Source organism: Microbispora rosea (genome assembly GCF_044460045.1).
GTDB lineage: Bacteria > Actinomycetota > Actinomycetes > Streptosporangiales > Streptosporangiaceae > Microbispora > Microbispora rosea.
Genome location: NZ_JBITJO010000003.1, coordinates 175,687 through 197,465 on the forward strand (window position 1 = coordinate 175,687; position 21,779 = coordinate 197,465).

Here is a 21,779-nt window from a genome sequence, read left to right on the forward strand (position 1 = left end):
GAACGCCTTTCGAGGGGATCGAGCGCGATGCGCGGTGTCCATGTCTGTGAAGTGATCAAGACGCTCGACGTCGGCGGAGCCGAGGTGCTCCTCGTCGAACGGCTGCTGGCCACGTCGCGTCCGGCGAACCGCTACACGGTGGTGTGCCTGAGCGCGTCCACCGGCGAACTGACCGGGCGGCTCAGGTCGGCGGGGATCGAGGTCGTCGACCTCACCGCCTGTCCGCGGACGCTGCGGCTCGCGCGTCTGCTCCGCGAGGTCAGACGGCTGCGGCCGGACGTCGTCAACCTGCACTCGCCGCTGCCCGGAGCGCTGCTGCGGCCGGTGTCCCGGCTGTGGCGGCCCCGGCCGGTCCTGGTCTCGACGGTGCACAACGTGCGCTACCGGCCGGTGACCATGCTGCTCGACCGGCTGACCGGGTGGCTGGACAGCCGCACCGTGGCGGTCTCGCCCCAGGTCGCCCGGGCGCGGACCGGCAGGCGCGGCCGCGCCCCGGACACCTGCGTGCACGGGGTGCGCGTGGCGGAGCAGCGGCACCGGGCCACGCTGGCCGCGGGCACCCGGCGGGAGTGGGGCGTCCCCGACGACGCCTTCCTCATCGTGAACGTCGCGAACTTCCGGCCGCAGAAGAACCACGGGCTGCTGGTCGACGCCGCCGCCAGGGTCGTGGCGGCCGATCCGCGCGCCGTGTTCCTGCTCGCCGGGTCAGGCCCGGAGCTGGAGCCGACGAGCCGCCGCATCGCCGGGCTCGGGCTCGACGACGCCGTCCGGATCGCCGGCCACGTGCCCGACGCGGGACGGCTGATCGCCGCCGCCGACCTGCTCGTCCTCAGCTCCTCGTGGGAAGGGCTGCCGGTCGTCGTCATGGAGGCGCTCGCGGCCGGGGTGCCCGTGGTGTCCACCGCCGTCGGCGGCGTGCCCGATCTTGTCGAGAACGGGCGCAACGGCATCCTCACCCCGCCCGGCAGTGCCGACGCGCTCGCCGAGGGCATCCTTCGGGCGATGCGGCCCGGCACACTGGCGCGGCTCCGGGCGGGAGCGGGGGAGAGCGCCGACCTGGTGGACATCGGGCGGGCCGCGGAGTGGTTCGAAGCGCTGTACGCCGAGGCGTGCGCCGGAAACTCCAGGTGATCCCAGGTGGAGTACATCGTCGTCATCGTCGTCGCGGTGCTGCTGGTCGTGATGGCGCACACGACTCTGGCCCCGCCGGTGGCGCGGCGCGCACTGCCCGTGCTGCTGGCCGCCTTCGCGCTCCGGCTGGTCGTCCACGTCCTCATCCTGCGGTCCAACAGCCTCGGGTACGGCGGTGACAACCTCTCGTACGAGGCCAGGGCGCTCGGGATCGTCGAGCTGTGGCGGCACAGCGGAGTGCACTTCGTCACGTCCGACGAGCTCGGCTCGGTCTACGGGGTGGCGGTGCCGTGTCACGTCTTCGCCCTCGTCATGTACCTGTGCGGGGGGCCGGCCCCGCTCGCCTGCACCGCCGTGGTGGCACTGATCGCCTGCGCCGTGTGCGTCGTCCTCTACCGGTTCGCCCGGGTCGTCGGCGCCGACGAGCGGGCGGCGTTCCGGCTGCTGGTGATCACGGCGTTCCTGCCCGGTTTCCTGCTGCACACCTCCGACACCTTCAAGGACGGCTTCAACGCGTTCCTCGTGGTGGCCTGCCTGGGCCTCGGCGCGTCCAACATGCAACGCTTCGACCCGCGCAAGGTGATCGCCCTGCTGCCGCTGCTGTGGGCGCTGTGGAACGTGCGGCCGTACATGGTGTTCATGTGCGCCCTGCCGCTGCTGGTCGGCGTCGCCCGGATCAGGCGCGCGCTGTCAGGTCGCGGGCTGGTCGTCTTCGCCGCGCTGCTGATCCCGGTCCTCCTGCTCCTGCAGGGCATCGACCTGGGCGTCGACAGGGGTGCCGACCAGAACGGGCCGTTCGGCGCGGTGCAGGAGCAACTCGACCGCGGGCAGTCGGAGCACACCCGGCTCGCGAACGCGGAGGGCGGCTCGGGCGTCGTCTTCGACGACGAGGGCAGCGCCTGGAACGCCCTGGGGCCGAAGCTCGTCTACACGCTGCTGTCCCCCTTCCCGTGGATGGGCGGGAGCCTGGCGCTCCAACTCGGGAAGATCGACACGCTTCTGTGGTACTGGCTGCTGTGCTGCGCCGTGCTCGGGGCGCGCCGGCTCTGGCGCGACGACCGGCGGATGCTCCTGATCATCCTGCTGTTCGTCATCCCCGGCTCCGTCGCGTACGCCACGACCATGTCGAACATCGGCCTCATCTTCCGGCAGCGCATGCCGATCGTGATGATCGCGAGTCTGCTGGCCGCGGTCGCGTGGACCAGGACGCCGCGGGACGGCAGGTCCGCCGACCCCGACCCCTCCGACTCACTCGTACACAGAACCTGAGGTCCCTCGTATGGCAATCGCGGACGAAGGCACGGACGAATGCAAGGTGCAGCGCGTCGTGCTCCTCATCGGGCATCTGGGCCTCGGGGGCGCGCAGCGGCAACTGTGCCTGCTCGCCGAGCGGCTGCGCGACCGGGGCGTCGAGGTCCACGTGTTCGTCCTGTCCAGGGGCGGCCCGCACGAGGACGACCTGCGCGCGGCCGGGATCCCGGTGCACCGGCTCGGCTTCTCCCGGGGCGTCGTGTCGCCGGCGCGCAACCTGCGGGCGTTCGCCCGGCTGGTGCGGCTGCTGCGCCGCCTGCGGCCCGAGATCGTGCACGGCTTCCTCTACGAGAGCTACCTGCTGGGCACGCCCGCCGCGCGGCTGGCCGGGGTCCCGGTGGTCGTCACCGCCCGGCGCACGCAGGGCTACCTGAGGCCGAAGGCGCCCTGGACGGCGGCGTTCGAGCACCTGGTGAACCTGATGACCGACCACGTCGTGGCCAACTCGGTGGCCATCGCGCAGGGCACGCGCGAGGTCGAGGGAGTGCCCGCCGGCAAGGTGAGCGTGATCTACAACGGGCTCGCGCCGTCGGCCTTCGACCGGGCCGAGCCCGAGCCGGTCGGCAGCGCGCTGCCGGTGGTCGCGTGCGTGGCCCGGCTGAGCGACAACAAGGGGCAGCGGTTCCTCGTCGAGGCGGCGGCGCTGCTCGCCCGGCGGCGCCGGCCCTGCACATTCGTGCTCGTCGGGGACGGGCCCGAGCGCGGAAGGCTGGAGCGGCAGGCCGAGGAGGCCGGGGTCGACGTGCGGTTCCTCGGCTTCCGCCAGGAGAACGCGGGGCTGCTGGCCCGCGCCGACGTGGTGGCGCTCCCGTCGACGGAGGAGGGCCTGAGCAACGCGGTCATGGAGGCGATGGCGGCGGGCCGCCCGGTCGTGGCCACGGCCGTGGGCGGCACGCCGGAACTGCTGGAGGACCGCGGCGTCCTGGTGCCCCCCGCGGCGCCGGAGGCGCTGGCCGACGGCATCGCCCGGCTGCTCGACGACCGAGCGCTCGCCGCGTCGATGGGCGCGGCCGCGCGGGCGTGGGCGTGGAAGAACCTCGACATGGAGGCCGTCACCGAGGAGCACCTCGGCATGTACCAGCGGCTGCTCGCGGCTCGCCGCGGGAGGTAGACCGGATGAGGACGGGCGTCAGGACTCTCCTGCAGACCATGGCCAGCCAGGCGATCCCGCTGGTCCTGGCCGCGGTGGCGGGCGTGTTCCTCGCCCGCTGCCTGCAACCGGAGGGGCGCGGAGTCTACGCGACGATCACCACCACGGCCGGGATCGCGACCGTGCTGGGCCACCTGTCGGTCGGAAGGTCGCAGATCGCGCTGTGGCCGGTCCTGGAGCGCCACCGGCCCCTGGTCGGCAACGCCGCGGTCCTCGGGCTGCTCCTCGGCGCCGCCTCCGCCCTGCTGACGCTGGGTGCGGTGAGCGCCCTGGCCCTGACCGCCGCCACCCACCTGGTGGTCGTGGCGCTGCTCGCCGTGCCGTTCGGCGTCGCGGCGGTCAATCTCAGGGGGATCGCGCTGCTGGAGTCCCGGGTCGGGCTGGCCAATCGGTCGGTCGTGCTGTCCGCCGTGGTGCTGTACGTCCCGATCCTGCTGCTCGCCGTGGCCGGTGGACTCACGCTCACCGCGGTGGTCGCCTGCTGGGCCGTCTCCACGCTCATGCCGTTCGTGTTGTTCGCCCGTCCACTCGGGCTGCCCGTACGCGGGGAGGCGGCCCTCGCCCGCAGGCAACTGGCGCTGTCGGGCCGGTATCACCTCGGGGCGGTGGCGTTCCATCTCCTGCTGACCGTGGACGTCCTGCTGCTGACCGCCTGGGCGGCGCCGGCCGAGGTCGGCCTCTACACGGTGGCGACGTCGTTCCTGTCGCTGTCCAGGGTGCCCACCGACGCGCTGGCGCAGATCGTGCTGTCCCGCCAGGCGGTCAGGGACGAGTCCGACGCCCGCGCGGTCACGGCGCGCGCCATCCGGCTCAACCTGATGCTTGCGTCGGCCGCCGTCGGCGTGCTCGCGTGCGCCGCGCCGCTGCTGATCCCGAGACTGTACGGCGCGGCCTTCACGGGCAGCGTGCTCCCGCTGCTCGCGCTCGCGCCGGGGACCGTCGCGTGGTCCCTGCTGCGGCCGGTCGAGCAGTACCTGGTGCGGCTGGGCCGCCCGATGACGATGACCGGCGTCGCCGCCGGGGCCCTCGCCTCGAACGTCGCGCTGAACGCCGTGCTCATTCCGATGTGGGGACCGGCCGGGGCGGCGCTGGCCTCCACGGTGAGCTACGGGGCCATGGCCGTGGCGGAGGTCGGGTGGTTCGCCCGGGTGGCCGGGCTGGGCGCCCGTGACCTGCTGCCCGGCGCCCGCGATGTCCGATGGGCCGCCGCCGCCGTGTCGCGGGGGCGCAGCGTTTCGCACGCCTCGCGCGGGGCGGACAGATCGATCTCGGGGAGGATGACGTGAGGATTCTGCACATCGGATATCGGCTGCCCCCGGACCCCGGAGGAAAGGAGCGCTACATCGCGCGGCTGGCGCGCGAGCAGGTGCTGCGCGGGCACGAGGTGCTGGTCGCCCGGCGGCGCGGCGACGTCCCGCCGGGTGCGGAGGCCGTGACACTGACGCCGACCCGCCTCGGCCGCGTCGCCGCCCGCAGGTCCGACCCGGTCGCGTTCGCACTGGAGTGCGCGGCAGCGCTCCCCGGCCTGGGGCCGGTGGACGTCGTCAACCTGCACGGCGACCACCGTGAGGCGCTCTTCCTGGGCCCGGCCGCCCGCCGGCTGCGCGTCCCGCTGCTGCTCACCGTTCACGGCGCGCTGGCGATTGGGCAGCGCGCGGTGATGCCGTGGGCCTTCCGTCACGTCGCCGGGTTCGTCGCCATCGGCGCCCGGCCGACGGCCGACCTGTGCAGGGCCGGTGTCCCTGCCGAGGCGATCCGCACGATGTCGAGCGGCCTCGACCTGCCCCGCCTGGAGGCGATCAGGGCGCGGACGGTCGTGGAACCCGGACTGATCGTCAGCGTGGGCAGCCTCGTGCCGGTGAAGAACCACGCTCTGACGATCGAGGCGTTCCACCGGCTGCGGGCCGTACGCCCGGGGGTGCGCCTCGTCATCGCGGGGGAGGGACCGGAGCGGGCCCGGCTCGAACGGCTCGCCGGGGAGGGCGTGGAGTTCGCCGGGCAGCTGTCCGGCGACGACGTCCACGCGCTGGTCAGCCGGGCGGAGGTCTTCGTGCTCGCCTCGCGCAGGCTCGCGTCCATCGGTGAGGGGATCCCGACGGCCGCCCTGGAGGCCCTCGCCCTGGGCACGGCGGTCGTCGTGTCCTCCGACGCCACGCTCGGCCCGGTGGTAGCCGATCGGGACGCCTATCGGGTGTTCCGCAGCGGGTCGGCCGAGGACCTGGTGGCGCACCTGAAGTCGGTGCTCGACACCGCCGCCGCCCGAGTCCGGATGGTGGAGCGCGGGCGGCGGGCGGTCTCGGATCTCGACTGGCCGCGCACGGCCGCCGTCATCGACAACTGGTACGAGGCGGCCCGCGCCGGTGAACCGGCGCGCCGCTCCCGGCCCTGCCGCGAGACCGCGCGCGGCTGATCGCGCGCGGTCGGCCTCTCACGACCGGGAGCCCGGCCGACCGCCGGGATGCCGCGCGTGCCCGCGGCCTCCCGGATGGAACGCCCCGGACCGCGGGGGCCGTGCCAGGTAGGAGAACCTCTCCAGCATCGGCGCCCTCGCGGCGTCGCGCTGCGCCCGGCCGGTCCCTCGGACGAGCGGGGCCGGCGCGTACGGCGCCGCGGGCCGTCGCCCCGGAAGCGAGTGCGGCACCGGGTTCCCGTACGCCCGGTCGGCTCCGTAGCGCAACGCCCGCCGGGCGGCCTGCGCAGCCTGCGCCTGGGCGGGGTCGAACAGCACGTCCACCCAGTAGTTGGAGGCGCGATAGGTGGCGGTCGGGAACGTGTTCGTCCCGGCGTAGGTGTAGACGCCGTTGCCGCCGGACGCGGCGTCGGCCAGAGCGGTGAGCGGGCCGCGGCTGTACTGCGTGGTGAAGTAGAACCGGTCCAGCGCGTAGAACCCGGTCGGCGTGAAGTACGACGCGATGTACGTGGTGCCCGGCGTGATGTTCACGGGTGTGGAGAAGAGCGCCTGCTGCCAGCCGGACGGCGTCTCGTTGGTGAACGTGACGTTCGCCAGCAACTGCCCGTCGGTGGTCCACAGGCTGCCGACGTGGACACCCGTGTTCTGGGTGCTCTTGTAGAACCGGATCCCCCGGATGGCGCCCGACACGGAGGACTGGAACTTGACCCCCAGCGTGACCGCCTTGTTGTCGGGCTGGGCGACGACGTCCGGTGTCGCCGACTCGTCCCACAGCGTGGTCGCCTGCGAGTAGACCACGTCGACCCAGGCGTTGCTGGCCCGGTAGGTGCTCGTCGGGAACGTGCTCGTCTTGCTGTAGGTGTAGAGCCCGTTGCCGCCGTCCGCGCCGTCCGCCAGTCCGGTGATGAGGCCGTTGGAGTACTGCGTGACGAAGTAGTCCCGGTTGACCGAGTAGAACCCGGTGTTGGTGTGGTAGGACGCGACGTACGTGACGTCGTTGTTCACCGGCACGGGCGTCGAGAAGTTCACCTGCTGCCAGCCTGTCGACGTCTCACTCGTGAAGGTCGCCTGGGCCAGCAACTGCCCGGTGTTGGTCCACAGGCTGCCGACGTGCGTCCCGGTGTTCAGCGGGCCCTTGTAGAACCGGATCCCGGAGATGTAGCCGGGGCTGCGGACCCGGAATCGCACACCGACCTCGATGGCCTTGTTGTCGTCCTTGGTGACGTTGGCGGGCACGGTGTCGGGCGACCAGATGGAGCACGGGCAGCCCGCGTTGACGGTGACCGGCCTGCTGGCCGGGGTCCGCTGGATGTTGCCGATGTCGTCGACGGCCCGGGACATGATCGTGACCGGGCCCTGGCCGCTCGTCGTCGTCCAGGCGTACGTCCAGGCCGTCCGGCCGGTCGCCCGATGCCACGTGGTGCCGCCGTCGACCGACACCTCGACCCCCGCCACGACGCCGCCCCCGGTGTCGGCGGCGGATCCGGCGACCGTCACGGTGGTGCCGCCGGGCACCGAGGCGCCGCTCGACGGGGTGGTGATCGTCGAGGTCGGGGGAGCGGTGTCGGTCGACGGCGTGGCCGGGACCAGACCTGCCTGCAGGGTGGCCGGCTGGGTCCGCATGTCGGCGAGGAGGTTGACGGTGGCCTGCTGCATCCGGATGTCCGTCGGCGTGCCCGGCCGGTCGTGGACCGCGTCCAGCCCCCACGACCACTGGATGGTCCCCGCGCCGAAGATGTACGCGCCGCTCGGGTCGCGGTAGAGGACGAGGCTGTGGGTGGAGATTCCGGCGCCGTACGTCGCGCCGAAGTCGAGCAGGAACTTGGTGGTGGTGGCCACGGTGGTCTTGGAGAACAGGACCAGCCCCGCCGGAGCGAAAGTGTTGTCCGGCGCCTCATCCCATTCGTAGCCCAGCGTCCCGTTCGGGAAGGTGGCGACCTGCCCGGGCTGCAGGTTCGCGATCGAGGTGTTACGCCACAGGCGCATCGGGGCGTACTCCGCCGGAACGGTGATCGCGTTGTTGACGTTGCCGTTGATCATGAAGAGCGTCCCGGTCATGGCGTTCTCCGGATAGCCGCCGTTGGGCGGCTGGGCGAAACGCGGATCCCGCCAGGTCCCGGTCCAGGTGGGACTCGGATCGATCTTCATGTTGGCGACGGTCTCCTTGTAGCAGACCATCGTCCGGTTCGGGGTCGCCGAGGGGTCGATGCTGCTCTCCCACCTCGTCTTCCAGAACATCTCGTTGCCCGTGAAGAAGGCGATGTTGACGCCCTTGTTCTTGGCGTTGATGACGTTGTCGCGCATCTCCTGCGACCAGTACTCGGCATGCCCGGAGGAGAAGAACACCTTGTGGTTCAGCAGCTGGGAGCCGCTGGTCACCATGTCGACGCTGCTGGTGTAGCTCACGTCGTAGCTGTTGGACTCCAGCCACCTGATCATGGGGTATTCGGCGTTGAAGAAATAGGTCTCCGGCCATCCGGCGCGGGTGATGACCGGGCGGTTGTAGCTGACCTTGAAAGCGCGGCCCACGGGCAGGCCCTTGTACAGGCTGTTGCCGCCGTAGGTGTTGTACGCCTGCCAGGTCGCGTCGGAGGTCTGCACGAGGATGTCGGAATTACGCGCGTCGTTCCTGACGACGAAGATGTTCTGGCTGACTCCGCTGGTGCCGTCGGTGCGGGTGAAGTTCGCGAGGTAGACGCCGGAGACCGCGTCGGCCGGCACGGCCCAGGACGCCGAGACACTCCAGTTGCCGCAGTCGACCAGGCCCGTCGTCGTGTTGCTCAGGCAGGCCGGCTGCGCCTGCGGCAGCGGGACCGAGGGGTTGACGGTGGCGATCTTCCGCGCCCCGAGACCGCTGTAGTAACCGACCCGGTAGATGTCGATCCGGTAGGAGGTGATCGAGGGGGCGTTCACCTTGAACTGCTGGGTCTGTCCCGCGTTGACGCTCATCTGGGTGGCGTAGCCGGTGATCGTCGGGCTGCCCGCGCCGGGCACGTCCCACTCGGAGGGCGGACTCCCCGGCAGGCTGTTCTCGACGCAGATGATCGACCCCGGCGGGCAGGTCTGACGGGACGCCCGGCCCTGTCCCCTCCGGAGGTGCCCCCAGCCGCCGAGGCGCGCGGCCTGCGCGTCCGTCGTGGGGCTCGCCTCGACCGCGTCGGCCGTCTGCACGGATCCGGGCGGCTCGGGCGCCGCGGGTCCGGCGGGGCCGCCGGGCGTGCCGGGTGCCGTGGGGGTCGCCGGGACTCCGGGGGCTTGGGGCGCGGGGGCGCCTGTGGAGGCACCGGGGGAAACCTTGGCGTTCGGCGTGGGCGTGCCCTGCGGCGAGCCGGAGGGGGGCGTGCCTACGATCTTCACGTCGCCCTGGCCCAGGTCTGTGGCGGAGTCTCCGGCGGAGACCGGAGCCCAGGCTGTGGCGAGCAGGACGGCCGCGGCCGTCACAACAGTGCCGAAGATACGCGCGGTGCGGGGAATTCCTGTTTTCCGGGCAGCGCCCACTGTTTTCCATTCGCCTGGCATGTACAACCTCTGGTTCGCGCGACGGAACGCCTTAAGCTGAGGACGGCTAGCGAAGGATAGCGGTGACCGAATATCGCCCGGCGACATGCGCGGAAGCGGAGAGTTCCCTGCAGGGCGGATACCGTTTCTCATTTCGTGCACCCTGTGCGCGCCTCCGGCGCGGGGCCGGGTAAACCGCCGTCAAAGAGCGGGGCAAGGGATGCGCGTGGAATCGGCGCGCCCCGGCCGCCCGACGGCCGGAAGGCTTACGTGGTGGTATCCCCGGAAAAGAATTCGCCGGGATTTCGCACCGGCCCGCGATGGGGCATCAGAAGCTGGATTTCTCGCTGGAAGGACGGGTTCGGGTGAATCCTCGGGAAAGTGGGGCGACGTCGCGGTCGCCCGGCGGGGCGGGCGCACTGCGGCGTACCGTCGCCGCGGTGGTCGCCGGGGTGGTCGCCGGCGGAGTCATGGCGCTGTCCGCTCCGGCCGGCGCGGGCGTCACGGCGAGCGGGACCGCGTCCGTATTCTTCGGCCACGGCCCGCGAGGGCCGAAGGCGGATACGGAATGCGGTCCCAGGCCCGGGCGTGCGCACGGTTCGGCCACCCGCGGCGCGAAGAAGGCGAAGAAGCGGCAGTGCGCGCCGCGGGGCGCCCGCGCGACGGACGGCCGGGGCGCACGGGGAGGGGGCACCACGACGTTCGCCGCGCCGCCCTGGCCGTGGGACGACGAGGCCGGAGAAGGCGCCGCCGCCGCGCCGCCGTCCGGGCCGACGAATGCGGTGGGGGCCGCCGCGCCGGTCCGGCCGGCCGTACCCGTGTGGGACGACGACGGCGGGCCCCGCGACTCGGGCGGCGCCGCCGGGCCTTTCATGACCATGCCGCCCTGGCTGTCCGGAGCGGGTGGCCCCACCGGTCCGTTCGTCCCGATCGGCTCGTCCGGCGAGCGGGGAGTCACGGGCCCGGCCGGACCCGCGGGGGAGACCGGTGAGCGGGGGCCGCAGGGGCCACCCGGGCCGGAAGGACCCGCAGGACCGGAAGGACCCGAGGGCAAGACAGGGCCGGAAGGACCCCAAGGTCCCGAGGGAGAGGCCGGACCGGAAGGACCAGCCGGGCCCGCGGGCCCGGCGGGACCTCAGGGCCCGGCCGGACCGGCGGGGCAGGCAGGGCCTCCGGGCCCGGCGGGGCCCGCCGGTCCCACGACGAGCGTGGACTCGAGCTCGTTCGTCGGCAATCCCGGATCGCTCCTGACGTTCCTCGGCCGCGTCCCCGGTGACGGCAGGACGCTGGTCAGGGATCCCCGCACGAACACCTGGTACGACCTGTCCCACGTCGAGGGCTACCCCGCCGGCGTGCTGGCCGCCTCGGTGGACGCCGAGCTCGCGGGCACGGGCAACGACCTGTACGTGACCGTGGCCACCGCCGATCAGGTGGCGCAGACCCGGTGCACGGTCTTCCCTGCCCCGGGCACCGGCGGCGTCCCCGCCTGGCCGGGCAACTGCCGTCCGTTCACCGTCCTGTCCTGACCCGTCCGGGGCCGGGTGGCGCTCCCGCCCGGCCCCGACGGTGGTCGGAAACGTCCGGAGAAAAAGAGGCCGTGCGCTTATCTGGAAATGCGATGAAAGGGAAGCCGGACGCAGCAAAAAGAGCGGATCGTATGGAAGCTCCGCGAACCCTGGAGTACTATCCAACCCAAGCGGTAACTTCGTAGATCTTTTCTGTCCGCGTATAGATCCTGTTTATCGGCGCGGCAATCACCTATTCCGTGGTGGCCTTCCTCGCGTCATCGTTTGCGCATCGCATCTGCCGGCTCCACCAGCCGGTTCGCATAGAAAGTCCCATCGCGACGTGCGCTTATGTGGCATTTGCCCGGATTATGCGAGAAAGGTCAGGAAATGAATGCGAATGAGATGAAACGCGGGCGTGAGCCCGCCCTACGGAAGGCGGCCGGCGGACGCCGCCTCGGCTTCGGCGCAACCGTCCGGCGCCGCCTCTCTGCCACGCTCACGGCTCTGCTGACGGTCATCGCGCTGGGAGCCGCGATCCCCGGCGGTGCGAGCGCCGCCCCGTCCCTGACGATCGGCGACGGCGACACGTACGCGGTGCTGGCGGGGACGTCGGTGACGAACACCAACCTCACCTCGATCACCGGAGACCTCGGGGTGAGCCCGGGGACCACGGTGACCGGCTTCCCGCCGGGCACCGTAAGCGGCTCCATCCGGACCGGCGCCGCCGCCGCGGGCGCGAAGGCCGACGTGGTCGGCGCGTACAACGCCATCGCCGGCATGTCCTCGACCGCCACGATCCCCAGCGCCCTCGGCGGGACGACCAGGACCCCCGGCGTCTACGACTCCAGCGGCGGCCCCTTCACGATCAACGGCACGCTCACGCTCGACGCGCAGGCCGACCCCGACGCCCTCTTCGTCTTCCGGGGCTCCACCCTCACCGCCGGCGGCGTGAGCAACATCGCCCTGATCAACGGCGCCCAGGAGGACAACGTGTACTGGGAGCTCACGGGCACCGTGTCGCTGGGCACGTTCTGCACCTTCCGCGGCAACGTGCTCGCCTCCGGCGCGGTGTCGGTGAGCTCGGGTGCCGCGGTGTACGGACGGCTGTTCTCGCTCAACAACACGATCGGCCTGCAGGGCACCACGAGCCTCCCGGCCACCCGCGTGACGGTGCCGAACAACCCGCCCACGACCACGACCCTGACCTCCTCGCTCAACCCGTCCGACACGGGGGACGCGGTGACCTTCACGGCCAACGTCCAGGCGCAGTCGGGGTCGATCGTCCCCGCGGGCTACGTGGCGTTCAAGGACGGGACGACGGTCATCGGCACGGATTACCACGACGACGGGCATCCCGCCAGGCTCACCACGTCGAGCCTCGCCGCAGGGCAGCATCGGATCACCGCCGTCTACCTCGGCGGCGACACCTTCGACGGAGAGCAGGTCATCCACTTCGCCCCGAGCACCTCGCCGGAGCTGGTGCAGAGCGTGTCGAGCGTCAGCCTGTGGAGCGACAGCGCGACCCCCGACCAGGCGTCACGCAACGACCCGCAGGCCGTGGTGCTCGGCGTGAAGTTCCAGCCGGCGGTGGACGGCGTGATCACGGGCGTCCGGTTCTACAAGGGCCCGCAGAACACCGGGACACACACCGGCAGCTTATGGACGGCCGACGGCCAGAAGCTCGCCACCGTGACCTTCACGAACGAGACCGCGACCGGCTGGCAGCGGATGGACTTCCCCAACCCCGTGGCCATCAGCTCCGGCACCACGTACATCGCGTCGTACCACACCACGTCCGGCTTCTACGCGATGGACCGGCCGTACTTCACCACGCAGTACACCAACGGGCCCTTGACCGCGCCCGCCGACGGCGCGTCGGGCGGCAACGGGGTGTACGCCTACAGCGCCACCGACACCTTCCCGAACAGCAGCTACCGGGCGTCGAACTACTGGGTCGACGTGATGTTCACTCCCTCGGCGACGCTCTGGGACAACACCGACGTCCCCGGGGTCGTCAACCAGCCCGACGACCAGGACGCGGTGCTCGGCGTGAAGTTCACCTCCGCGACCGGCGGCCTGGTCACCGGCGTCCGGTTCTACAAGGGCCCGCAGAACACCGGGACCCACATCGGCAGCCTGTGGACGTCCGGCGGCACGCAGCTGGCGACCGCGACCTTCACGAACGAGACCGCCAGCGGGTGGCAGCAGGTCGACTTCCCCGACCCGGTCCCCATCACCGCGGGCACCACCTACGTCGTCTCGTACCACACCTTTGGGCGCTACTCGGTGACCAGGCCGTACTTCACCTCGCCGCGCAGCAACGGGCCCCTGACCGCGCCCGCCGACGGCGCGGCGGGCGGCAACGGGGTGTACGCCTACAGCGCCACCGACACCTTCCCGTCCAGCACCTTCCGATCGTCGAACTACTGGGTCGACGTCGTGTTCCAGCAGGGCTGAACGAAACGGCCGGCGCCGGGCAAAGAACGGGCAACGAAACGCCCCCGCCCGGTGTCCGGCCGCGCCCCTGCCGATCCCCTTACCCAATGCTTACGCGCGGGCAGGCCGCCGCGACCCGCCGATCGACCCGCCCGGGCCGATCCCGCGGCAAGGCCGGATCCCCGAGAAGGAGGAGTCCTCTCATGGCGGCAGTCGCCGGTCACCGCCGGTTTCTCCCACGCGGCGCCACCGCGGTGTGGTTGTACGCGGCCCTCGTCGCCGCCCTGGTCGCGGGCGTCCTCGTCGTGATGGACGGCCGCGCGAGCGCGGATCAGCCCCCGGTGGACCTGGGCGCGGCCGAGCACACGGCGGTGCTGGCGGCGGGCACGGTCATCAGCACGAACGCGACTCTGATCACCGGGGACGTCGACGTGAGCCCGGGCACCGCCGTCACCGGTTTCCCGCCGGGCGTGATCGAGGGGGACATCCACGCCGGTGACGCCGAGGCGGCGCAGGTGATGGCGGACGCGACCGCCGCCTACGACGACATCGCGGATCGGGGCCCCGCCGTCACCGTGCCCGGCGAGCTCGGTGGAACCCGCAGGACCCCCGGCGTCTACGACTCGTCGGACGGGACGTTCCGCATCGACGGGACGCTCACCATCGACGCCGCGGGGAACCCGGACGCGGTCTTCATCTTCCGCGCGAGCACGCTGACCACGGCCAAGGTCAGCAACGTCATGCTCGTGGGCGGAGCGCAGGCGGACAACGTCTTCTGGCAGGCCACCGAGGGCGCCACCCTCGGGACGTACTCCACCTTCCGCGGCACCGTCCTGGCCCGCGGCTCGATCAAGGTCCAGGAGGGCGCCGTCATCGACGGGCGGACCCTTCTGCTCGACAACACGGTCACGATCGAGGGCACCACCGAGACGGACAACGGGATCGACCGCGCGAACACGGTCGACGCGATCGTCCCGCCGCCGACCCGCGTCACGCTGCCGTTCGACCCCGGGACCACGACCGAGCTGACCTCCTCGCCGAACCCCTCCCGGGCGAAGTTCCCGGTCACGTTCACCGCGCGGGTGCATCCCCGCAGCGGCACGCTGGTGCCCGCCGGGAGGGTGCTCTTCAAGGACAACGGCGTCGTCATCGGCTCGGGGATGCAGACCGGCGCCGACACGCCCGCCACGTTCACGACCTCGGCGCTGTCGGTGGGAGAGCACCACATCACCGCCGTCTACCTCGGCGGCCTCACGGCGCAGGCCGAGGCGTGGGTGCGCTTCGCGCCCAGCACCTCGAACGAAGTGGTGCAGGTCGTCACCGCGAGATAGTCCGTCGGGCCCCGTTCCCCGCCGCCGCCGTAAGGCTTGCGCCATGATTCGCCAACCACGCGCGGCGGCGGCGGGGCTGGGACGCGGGGCCGTTGTTCACTACGGCGGTGAGCACCACCAGCCTGAAGGCTGTCCCCTTCAACCGGACCCACGTCGCTGACAACGAGCTCGCCTACCTCTCCGAGGCGGTACGCCAAGGGTTCACCTGCGGGGACGGGCCGTTCACCGAGCGGGCCGGCCGGCTCCTGTGCGAGCTGACCGGCGCCGGCCGCGCCCTGCTGACGACCTCCTGCACGCACGCCCTGGAGATGTCGGCGATCCTGCTGGACCTGCGGCCCGGCGACGAGGTCCTCATGCCGTCGTTCACGTTCGTGTCGACCGCCAACGCCTACGCCCTGCGCGGAGCCGTGCCGGTGTTCGTGGACTGCAGGCCCGACACCCTGAACATCGACGAACGCCTGATCGAGGCCGCGATCACCGAGCGGACCAGGGCCGTGGTGGTCGTCCACTACGCCGGGGTGGCCTGCGAGATGGACGCGATCGGCGCGGTGGCGCGCCGCCACGGCCTGGCCCTGATCGAGGACAACGCCCACGGCCTGGGCGGGTCCTACCGGGGCCGGCCCCTCGGGTCGTTCGGGCTCATGGCGACGCAGAGCTTCCACGCGACGAAGAACGTGCAGTGCGGGGAGGGGGGCGCCCTGCTCGTCAACGACGCCGCCCTCGCCACACGGGCCGAGATCATCCGGGAGAAGGGCACCGATCGCAGCCGTTTCTTCCGAGGACAGGTCGACAAGTATCAGTGGGTCGACGTCGGGTCGAGCTATCTGCCCTCGGACGTCCTCGCCGCCATGCTGACCGCCCAGCTGGAGTCGTTCGACACGATCCAGCGGCTGCGCCAGGCGGTCTGGCGCGGCTACCACGAGGGCCTGGCGGACTGGGCGGCCGAGAACGGGGTGGCACAGCCGTCGGTCCCCGGCGACCGGGCGCATCCGGCGCACCTCTACCACCTGCTCCTGCCCGACCTGCGCAACCGGCAGGCGTTCATCGCCCACCTCGCGGCGCGCGGCGTGCAGGCGGCGTTCCACTATCAGCCGCTGCACAGCTCTCCGGCCGGTCTGCGGCACGGCAGGACCGCCCCCGGCGGCTGCCCGGTCACCGAGAGCGTCGCGGACCGGCTCGTACGGCTGCCGCTGTTCGCGGGTCTCGGCGAGGCCGGCGCGGCCCGGGTCGTCGACGCGGTGCGCGGCTACGAGGTGCGCTGACGTGAGAAGGAACGCGGCCGGGTTGGTGACGGGACCGGCACCGGCACCCGCTCGACGTCCAGGCCCGGGTCACGATCGCCGCCCGCGCGCGGTGCGCCGTCGCCTCGCGTGGCGGGTCCTGTCCGCGGCGCTCGACCGGCGGCGCGTGCTCTACCTGGGCGGCGGCACCATGTCGGCCCTGGTGTACTACGCGATCCTCGGCGTGCAACTGGCCGCGCTCGGGCATCGGGTCCCTTACCTCATCCTGCTCGTGACCAGCCAGTTCGCCGCCTCGGTCGTCGTCTACCCGTGGTATCGGCTGATGGTCTTCCGCGTGTCCGGATCGTCCTGGCTGCTGGGCAACCTGCGGTTCTACGCCGTCGGGCTGGGCTTCCTGGCGGCGTCGGTCACGGGCGTTCCGCTCCTGGTCGAGCTCGCCGGGATTCCGATCATGGTGGCGCAGGCGCTGGTCATCGTCGTGAACGTGCCGCTGACCTACCTCGTGCACAGACTCTGGACGTTTCCGGCCCGACGTAAGAACTGATCATTAGGAAAGGCTGCCCATGGAGGCCACTGACATCCGCCGTACGGTCGAGCTGGAGGACCGGCACTGGTGGTACCGGGAGCGGCGCGCCATGCTCGCCCGGGAACTGCGGCGGCTCGGTCCGCCCGGCACGGCACTCGACATCGGCGCCGCGGGCGGCGGCAACACCCGGGTGCTGGTCGAGCACGGGTGGGACGCGCTGGCGGCCGACTACTCCGAGACCGCGGTCGAGCTGGCCCTCCGGCGAGGGCTGCGGGCGATCCACGCCGACGCGTGCGACCTGCCGTTGCCCGGCGAGTCCTTCGACCTCGTGCTCGCGTTCGACGTGCTCGAGCACATCGAGGACGACCACACGGCCGCCCGCGAGCTGGTGCGGGTGCTGCGGCCGGGGGGCCGGGCGCTGATCACGGTTCCGTGCGACATGGCGCTGTGGTCGGCGCACGACGTGGCGTCCTTCCACTTCCGCAGGTACGCCCGGGAGGAACTGACCGACCTGCTGCGCGGGGCCGGGCTGGTCGTCGACCGCATGTGGAGCTGGAACGTGCTGATGCGGCCGGTCGTGGCCTGGCGCAGGAAGCGCACCAGAGGCTCCGACGTCACCGCCGTGCCGCTGCTGGTCAACCTGGGACTGGGCGCCGTGGTCGCGGCCGAGCGATATCTGCCCGTCAAGTCGTTTCCGGGGGTCACCCTGGTCGTGCGGGCGCACCGTCCTTCCTGACGGAGGTTCGCAGGACGCCGGAAATGCGATTTCGCGATTTCCGCGTTTCCGGCCGGCGAGCGGGACACCCGCAAAAGAATGTCAAGGAATTCGCTCGGAACGAGGTCGCGGGCGAATTCGCGGTGCCGCCGCCGCCAGAATCGCACGCATGGCTGACACCTCGCCTCGGGAAATCCCTGCGACGGGCCCGTCCCGATCGGATGAGAAAGCGCTGTTCGATTCGGTCGCGAGGAGCGCGACCGGAGGAAGCGCGCGGACCCGGAGCCCGGTGAAATCCCGGCAGGAATCGACGATCGGTGCGGCGACGAACGGCGCGCCGGCGAACGGCGCACCGGCACGGCGAATGCTGGTGAGATGGGCGCCGGCCGTCGTGGTGCTCGCGCTGACGGCGGCCGCGCTGAGCCGCTACGGCGTCCGCGTCTCGGACATGGCCCGTTTCTGCGGCTACGTCGTCGCCTGCCTCGCGGTCCCGGGAACGCTGCTGGTCCGCGCCCTCTATCGGGGTGACCGCTCCCGGGGCGAGGAGCTCGCGCTCGGGCTGGCCCTCGGATACGCGCTGGAGGTGTTCGCCTACGTTGCGGGCCGGGCCGTGGGGGCGCCGCTGCTCGTCCTCGCCTGGCCGGTCGCGACGTACGCCGCCTTCCTCCTCGTGCCCCGCCTGCGGCGGCACTGGAGAAGCGCCCCCGCAACGGCCCGGTCGCCGATCTGGTGGTCCTGGTCGCTGGCCCTCGTCGTCGCCTACCTAGTGGTCTGGAGCGCGGTCAACTTCTTCCGTACACAGGCCCTCACCTGGCCGGCGCTCGGGGCGTCGTACCCCGACATGCCCCTGCATCTGGCGTTCATCGGTGAGCTGCGGCACCACGTGCCCCCGACGATGCCGATCGTCGCCGGGGAGCCCTTGCCGTACCACTGGTTCGTCTACGCCCACTACGCGGCGGCGAGCTGGGTGACCGGCGTCGAGCCTCTGGTGCTGCTGTTCCGCCTCGGGATGCTGCCGATGATCGCGGCGCTCGTGGTTCTGCTGGGCATGGCCGCCCGGCGTGTCATCGGGTCGCGGGCCGGAGCCCTGATCGCCCTGGCCGCCGTCTTCCTCGTCGCCGCGCCGAACCTCTACATCGGCCCGGCCGGCGGGGCGCTGGTCTGGAAACCGGTCCAGTCCTGGTCGAGCCCCACCCAGACCTTCGGCGCGCTGCTGTTCGTCCCGGTCTTCCTCCTGCTGAGCGATCTGCTGGAGAACCGGCGGCTGCCGGAGAACGGGCGGCGGAACCCGCGCGAGTGGCTCCTGCTGGGGGTCTTCCTGGCGGCCGTCATGGGGGCCAAGGCGACGTACCTGCCCCTGCTCACGGCGGGCCTGGCGGCGGTGGCCGTCGCCGGGTCGGTGCGGCGCCGTCGCCCGCACGGCCCCGCCCTTGTCGCACTGGGCATGAGCGCGGCCTGCCTGCTCTACGCCCAGTTCGTCCTGTACGGCGGGGTACGCGGCGGGACGACGGCCGCCCCGCTGTCCCTGATGCGCGTGACGTGGGGCGGCGTGGTCGGCGACGGAAGGCCGCTCGGGGGGCCGCTGACGACGGTGCTCGGGCTCACCCTCCTGTGCGTCCTGTCCGGGGCCGTCGCCTGGTGCGGGACGCTCGGCCTGCTCAGCCGGCCCCGGGCGCTCACCAGGCCCTCCGTCGTGCTGACCCTCGGCATGAGCCTGGCCGGGCTGGCCGTGGCGCTCTGCTTCGGGCATCCCGGCCTGTCGGAGATCTACTTCCTCCAGGCGCCCTATCCCTATCTGGCGATCGTCTCGGTCTACGGACTCGTCACCGTCGTACGCAGGTCGGGGACGTCGCCGCTGCCCATCGTGTGCGCCGCCGGCGCCGGGGCCGTCGCCGCCTACTGCATCCGCATCCTGTGCGACGTGCGGGTCCCGCTGCCCGACGGTGAGCCGCTCCGCGTGCTCGCCCTGCCGTACGCCGCCCTGCTGGTCTTCGTGGCGCTGACGGCGGTCGCGCTGGCCGCCGCGCGGCGCGGCGCGCTGCGCTCGTTCGCCCTCACGCTCGTGGTGACCTCGGCGTTCGCCACGCCGGCCGCCTGGTTCACCCGGGTCCTTCCGGTGACGTACAAGACCCCGGTGAACGCGGCGGAGGACGCCGACCGCGCGGCACGGGCCCAGGCGATGCCGCAGGGCATCGTCACCGCCGCGCGCTGGCTGCGCGACCATTCCCGCCCCGGCGACTTCGTCGCGACGAACCTGCACTGCCGTCTCGGCGTCGACGGCCCCTGCGACAGCCGCGCGGCCTGGGTGTCGGCGCTGGCCGAGCGGCGGGTGCTCGTCGAGGGATGGGCGTACGCGACGGCGAGCCTGGACCGGTGGAGTCCGGGCCAGGTGCTCTGGTATCTGCCGTTCTGGGACCGCGAGCGGCTCCGGGCGAACGAGGCGGTGTTCGCCGCGCCTTCGGCGCAGGCGGCCCGGTCGCTGCGGGACCGTTACGGGGTGCGCTGGCTGTTCGTGGACGAGCGGCTGACGGTCCCCGGCGCGAGGCTCGGAGACGCCGCCGCCCTGCGGTTCCGCTCCGGGGACTTCACCGTCTACGAGGTCGCCGGCCCGCCGGCGCGGCGCTGAGCATTCCTGAGAAGCTGGGCGCTCTTGAGATAACCGGCGGCGGCCGGCCCGGTGTTGAAGATCAGGTCGAGCACGCTGACGTGGTGGTCGAACGGCGGGTGCGCCTGCGGATACTCCGGATAGCCGGAGTAGTCGAACCACCGGACCCCGATCCCGGACCGGTCGAAGAGGCTCTCGTCGAGGTAGGCGCGGGCGGCCGGCCCGGTGAGGTATTCGTCGGCGCCCGCCTTGCGGCACAGGTCCACGAGGCGCTCGGTCTTGGTGCCCGCCGCGCCGTAGTCCTCGGCGCGGCTCAGGGTCGCCGGGATGCCGAGCAGGTCCAGCAGCCCCTGGAGGAAGTGCCGGTTGATGTCCGACAGCCGTTCGGCGCGGCAGTCGAGGTAGAGCCGTTCGACCGCCGGCGCGACCTCCTCGAAGCAGGGGGCCTTGCGGTAGGTCTGCGCGAGCAGGAGCCAGTGTGCGCGGGGCCACTCCATGTCGCTCGCGACCACCTCGTTGATCAGGCGGCTGCGCGGGCCCCGCCGTACGGGGACCGACAGCCACTTCGGGCCGGCCGCCGTCTTGATCAGGTTGCGGTTGCGCCAGTCCCTGTCGGTGTACTGCACGTCGTCGAACAGGATGAACTCGTCGACGTGCGCGATCAGGTCGAAGTACCCCTTCCAGGGGATGTAGTTCGACTGCACGATGGCGACCCGCTTCACGCGCTCCACCCCTCCGGCCCGCCCGTCACCGTCATCGGCTGCGCCGCACCGCTCTCCACTCGGGTGCGGACGATGTAGGTGGGTCGTCCCATCCTCTCGACGTGGATCCTGCCGAGGTACTCCCCGATGATGCCCAGCGCGATCATCTGGGCGGACGCGAACAACGCGATCATCGACGCGGTCGAGGTGAAGCCCTTGACCGTGCTGTCGCCCGACCAGTACGTCCACAGGAAGACCGTCAGCAGGACGATGCCGAGCGCCCCGGTCAGCAGGCCGAAATAGGTCACCAGGCGCAGCGGGAGCGTGCTGTATCCGACGAACACGCCGATGGCGTGGCGGACGAGCATCGCGGGCGTGTAGTTGGAGCGGCCGACGAGCCGGCTCTGCATCCGCACCTCCACGGTGCCGACCCGGGTGGTCGCCCAGGAGAAGGCGATGTCGATCTGCGTGTGCGGACCTCCGACGCCGTCCAGCGACTCCCGCAGGAAACTCCGGAAGGCGCGGAACGCGGAGATGTCCGCGCCGTTCTCCGCGCCGAACCGCCCGGAAAGACCAGTCTTCAGCGATTTGGAGGCGATATCGCGGATTCGCCCGTGCGTTCCGCCGCTCGGGACTCCGTACACGATGTCGAGGTCGGGCCGCAGGCCCGCCAGGAGCCGGGGAATCTCCTCCGGAGGATGCTGCAGGTCGTCGTCCATCGTCACCATGACCTCGTAGCGTGCGCAGCGGATGCCCGCGACCAGGGCGTTGTGCTGCCCGTAGTTTCGAGCCAGCAGCACGGCGCGGACGCTGTCGTGCCGCTCGACCAGGCTCTGGGCCACCTCCCACGTGTCGTCGGGCGAGCCGTCCACGACGAGCACGACCTCGAAGAGGTCCGCGGCGGTGGGCAGCACGGCGAGAAGGCGTTCCACCAGGGCCGGCAGCGTCCGGGCGGATCGGTAACAGGGGATCACAACGGATACGTTGGTCATGGCGTCATTGTGATGAGCGGCCGTCGGCCTCCTCATGCCGCACATCCGAATTTGCGGGATATTGAGAAACCCGATCCGGACCTTTCACGCTCGTTCGCAATGTGGCCCGCCGGGTCCGGGCGGGTCCACGCATAGCATTGGCGACTGGCGGGCGGCCGATCGGCAATTTCCGCGGCCCCGCCCGGAAGAAAACGCGCGGGACGATTCCGTTCCTTCGTGCGGCT

At 71.8% G+C, this 21,779-nt stretch carries 15 protein-coding genes; 12 read left to right on the plus strand and 3 right to left on the minus strand.

Features of this window, described 5'->3' with window-relative positions; genetic code table 11:
• Window positions 1-27: 27 nt before the first annotated feature.
• The 5 genes from ACIBK1_RS13275 to ACIBK1_RS13295 are packed head-to-tail and all read left to right on the plus strand — an operon-like array spanning window position 28 to window position 6,002.
• A complete protein-coding gene (locus ACIBK1_RS13275; protein ID WP_197042542.1) occupies window positions 28-1,131 on the plus strand; it encodes a glycosyltransferase in 1,104 nt (367 codons plus the stop codon).
• A gap of 6 nt (window positions 1,132-1,137) precedes the next feature.
• The gene (locus tag ACIBK1_RS13280; RefSeq protein WP_396734668.1) at window positions 1,138-2,400 is read left to right on the plus strand and encodes a hypothetical protein; all 1,263 of its coding nucleotides are present in this window, start codon (window positions 1,138-1,140) and stop codon (window positions 2,398-2,400) included.
• Between the two features lie 10 nt (window positions 2,401-2,410).
• Window positions 2,411-3,553 carry a glycosyltransferase gene (locus ACIBK1_RS13285; protein ID WP_396734671.1) on the plus strand — a complete coding sequence of 381 codons (1,143 nt, stop codon included), beginning with the start codon at window positions 2,411-2,413 and terminating at the stop codon, window positions 3,551-3,553.
• Window positions 3,554-3,558: 5 nt separating this feature from the next.
• Complete coding sequence (locus ACIBK1_RS13290) at window positions 3,559-4,878, plus strand: lipopolysaccharide biosynthesis protein (protein WP_156080854.1); 1,320 nt, start codon at window positions 3,559-3,561, stop codon at window positions 4,876-4,878.
• On the plus strand, window positions 4,875-6,002 hold the full coding sequence (locus tag ACIBK1_RS13295) for a glycosyltransferase family 4 protein (RefSeq protein ID WP_396734675.1): 1,128 nt from the start codon (window positions 4,875-4,877) through the stop codon (window positions 6,000-6,002). Before ACIBK1_RS13290 ends, ACIBK1_RS13295 begins: the two co-directional genes overlap by 4 nt.
• 18 nt (window positions 6,003-6,020) lie before the next feature.
• Here the strand turns inward: ACIBK1_RS13295 and ACIBK1_RS13300 are convergent, their stop codons facing one another.
• Window positions 6,021-9,443, minus strand: coding sequence for a DUF4082 domain-containing protein (locus ACIBK1_RS13300; RefSeq protein WP_396734677.1), 3,423 nt, complete (start codon window positions 9,441-9,443; stop codon window positions 6,021-6,023).
• 422 nt (window positions 9,444-9,865) lie between these two features.
• Here ACIBK1_RS13300 and ACIBK1_RS13305 point away from each other — a divergent pair, with 422 nt between their 5' ends.
• The 7 genes from ACIBK1_RS13305 to ACIBK1_RS13335 all read left to right on the plus strand — a co-directional run bounded on the left by ACIBK1_RS13305 (window position 9,866) and on the right by ACIBK1_RS13335 (window position 19,883).
• Window positions 9,866-11,026 (plus strand): hypothetical protein, encoded by a 1,161-nt coding sequence (locus ACIBK1_RS13305; protein WP_396734680.1) that lies wholly within the window; start codon window positions 9,866-9,868, stop codon window positions 11,024-11,026.
• A 384-nt stretch (window positions 11,027-11,410) separates the two neighbouring features.
• A complete protein-coding gene (locus ACIBK1_RS13310; protein ID WP_396734682.1) occupies window positions 11,411-13,465 on the plus strand; it encodes a DUF4082 domain-containing protein in 2,055 nt (684 codons plus the stop codon).
• Between the two features lie 182 nt (window positions 13,466-13,647).
• On the plus strand, window positions 13,648-14,775 hold the full coding sequence (locus ACIBK1_RS13315; RefSeq protein WP_396734685.1) for an ice-binding family protein: 1,128 nt from the start codon (window positions 13,648-13,650) through the stop codon (window positions 14,773-14,775).
• Between the two features lie 107 nt (window positions 14,776-14,882).
• Window positions 14,883-16,037, plus strand: coding sequence for a dTDP-4-amino-4,6-dideoxygalactose transaminase (rffA, locus tag ACIBK1_RS13320; RefSeq protein WP_396734688.1), 1,155 nt, complete (start codon window positions 14,883-14,885; stop codon window positions 16,035-16,037).
• A gap of 91 nt (window positions 16,038-16,128) precedes the next feature.
• Window positions 16,129-16,560, plus strand: a complete 432-nt coding sequence (locus ACIBK1_RS13325; protein ID WP_030507192.1) for a GtrA family protein — start codon at window positions 16,129-16,131, stop codon at window positions 16,558-16,560.
• A gap of 19 nt (window positions 16,561-16,579) precedes the next feature.
• Entirely contained in the window at window positions 16,580-17,278 is a 699-nt protein-coding gene (locus tag ACIBK1_RS13330) for a class I SAM-dependent methyltransferase (RefSeq protein WP_030507191.1), read from the plus strand.
• Between the two features lie 349 nt (window positions 17,279-17,627).
• Complete coding sequence (locus ACIBK1_RS13335; protein ID WP_396734692.1) at window positions 17,628-19,883, plus strand: hypothetical protein; 2,256 nt, start codon at window positions 17,628-17,630, stop codon at window positions 19,881-19,883.
• On the opposite strand, the gene ACIBK1_RS13340 is transcribed toward ACIBK1_RS13335, so the two are convergent.
• Window positions 19,850-20,584: a WbqC family protein gene (locus ACIBK1_RS13340; RefSeq protein WP_396734695.1), complete on the minus strand. Its 735-nt coding sequence runs from the start codon at window positions 20,582-20,584 to the stop codon at window positions 19,850-19,852. The two genes, ACIBK1_RS13335 and ACIBK1_RS13340, sit on opposite strands and share 34 nt — an antisense overlap.
• The gene (locus ACIBK1_RS13345; protein ID WP_036405813.1) at window positions 20,581-21,555 is read right to left on the minus strand and encodes a glycosyltransferase family 2 protein; all 975 of its coding nucleotides are present in this window, start codon (window positions 21,553-21,555) and stop codon (window positions 20,581-20,583) included. Before ACIBK1_RS13345 ends, ACIBK1_RS13340 begins: the two co-directional genes overlap by 4 nt.
• Between the last annotated feature and the right edge of the window lie 224 nt (window positions 21,556-21,779).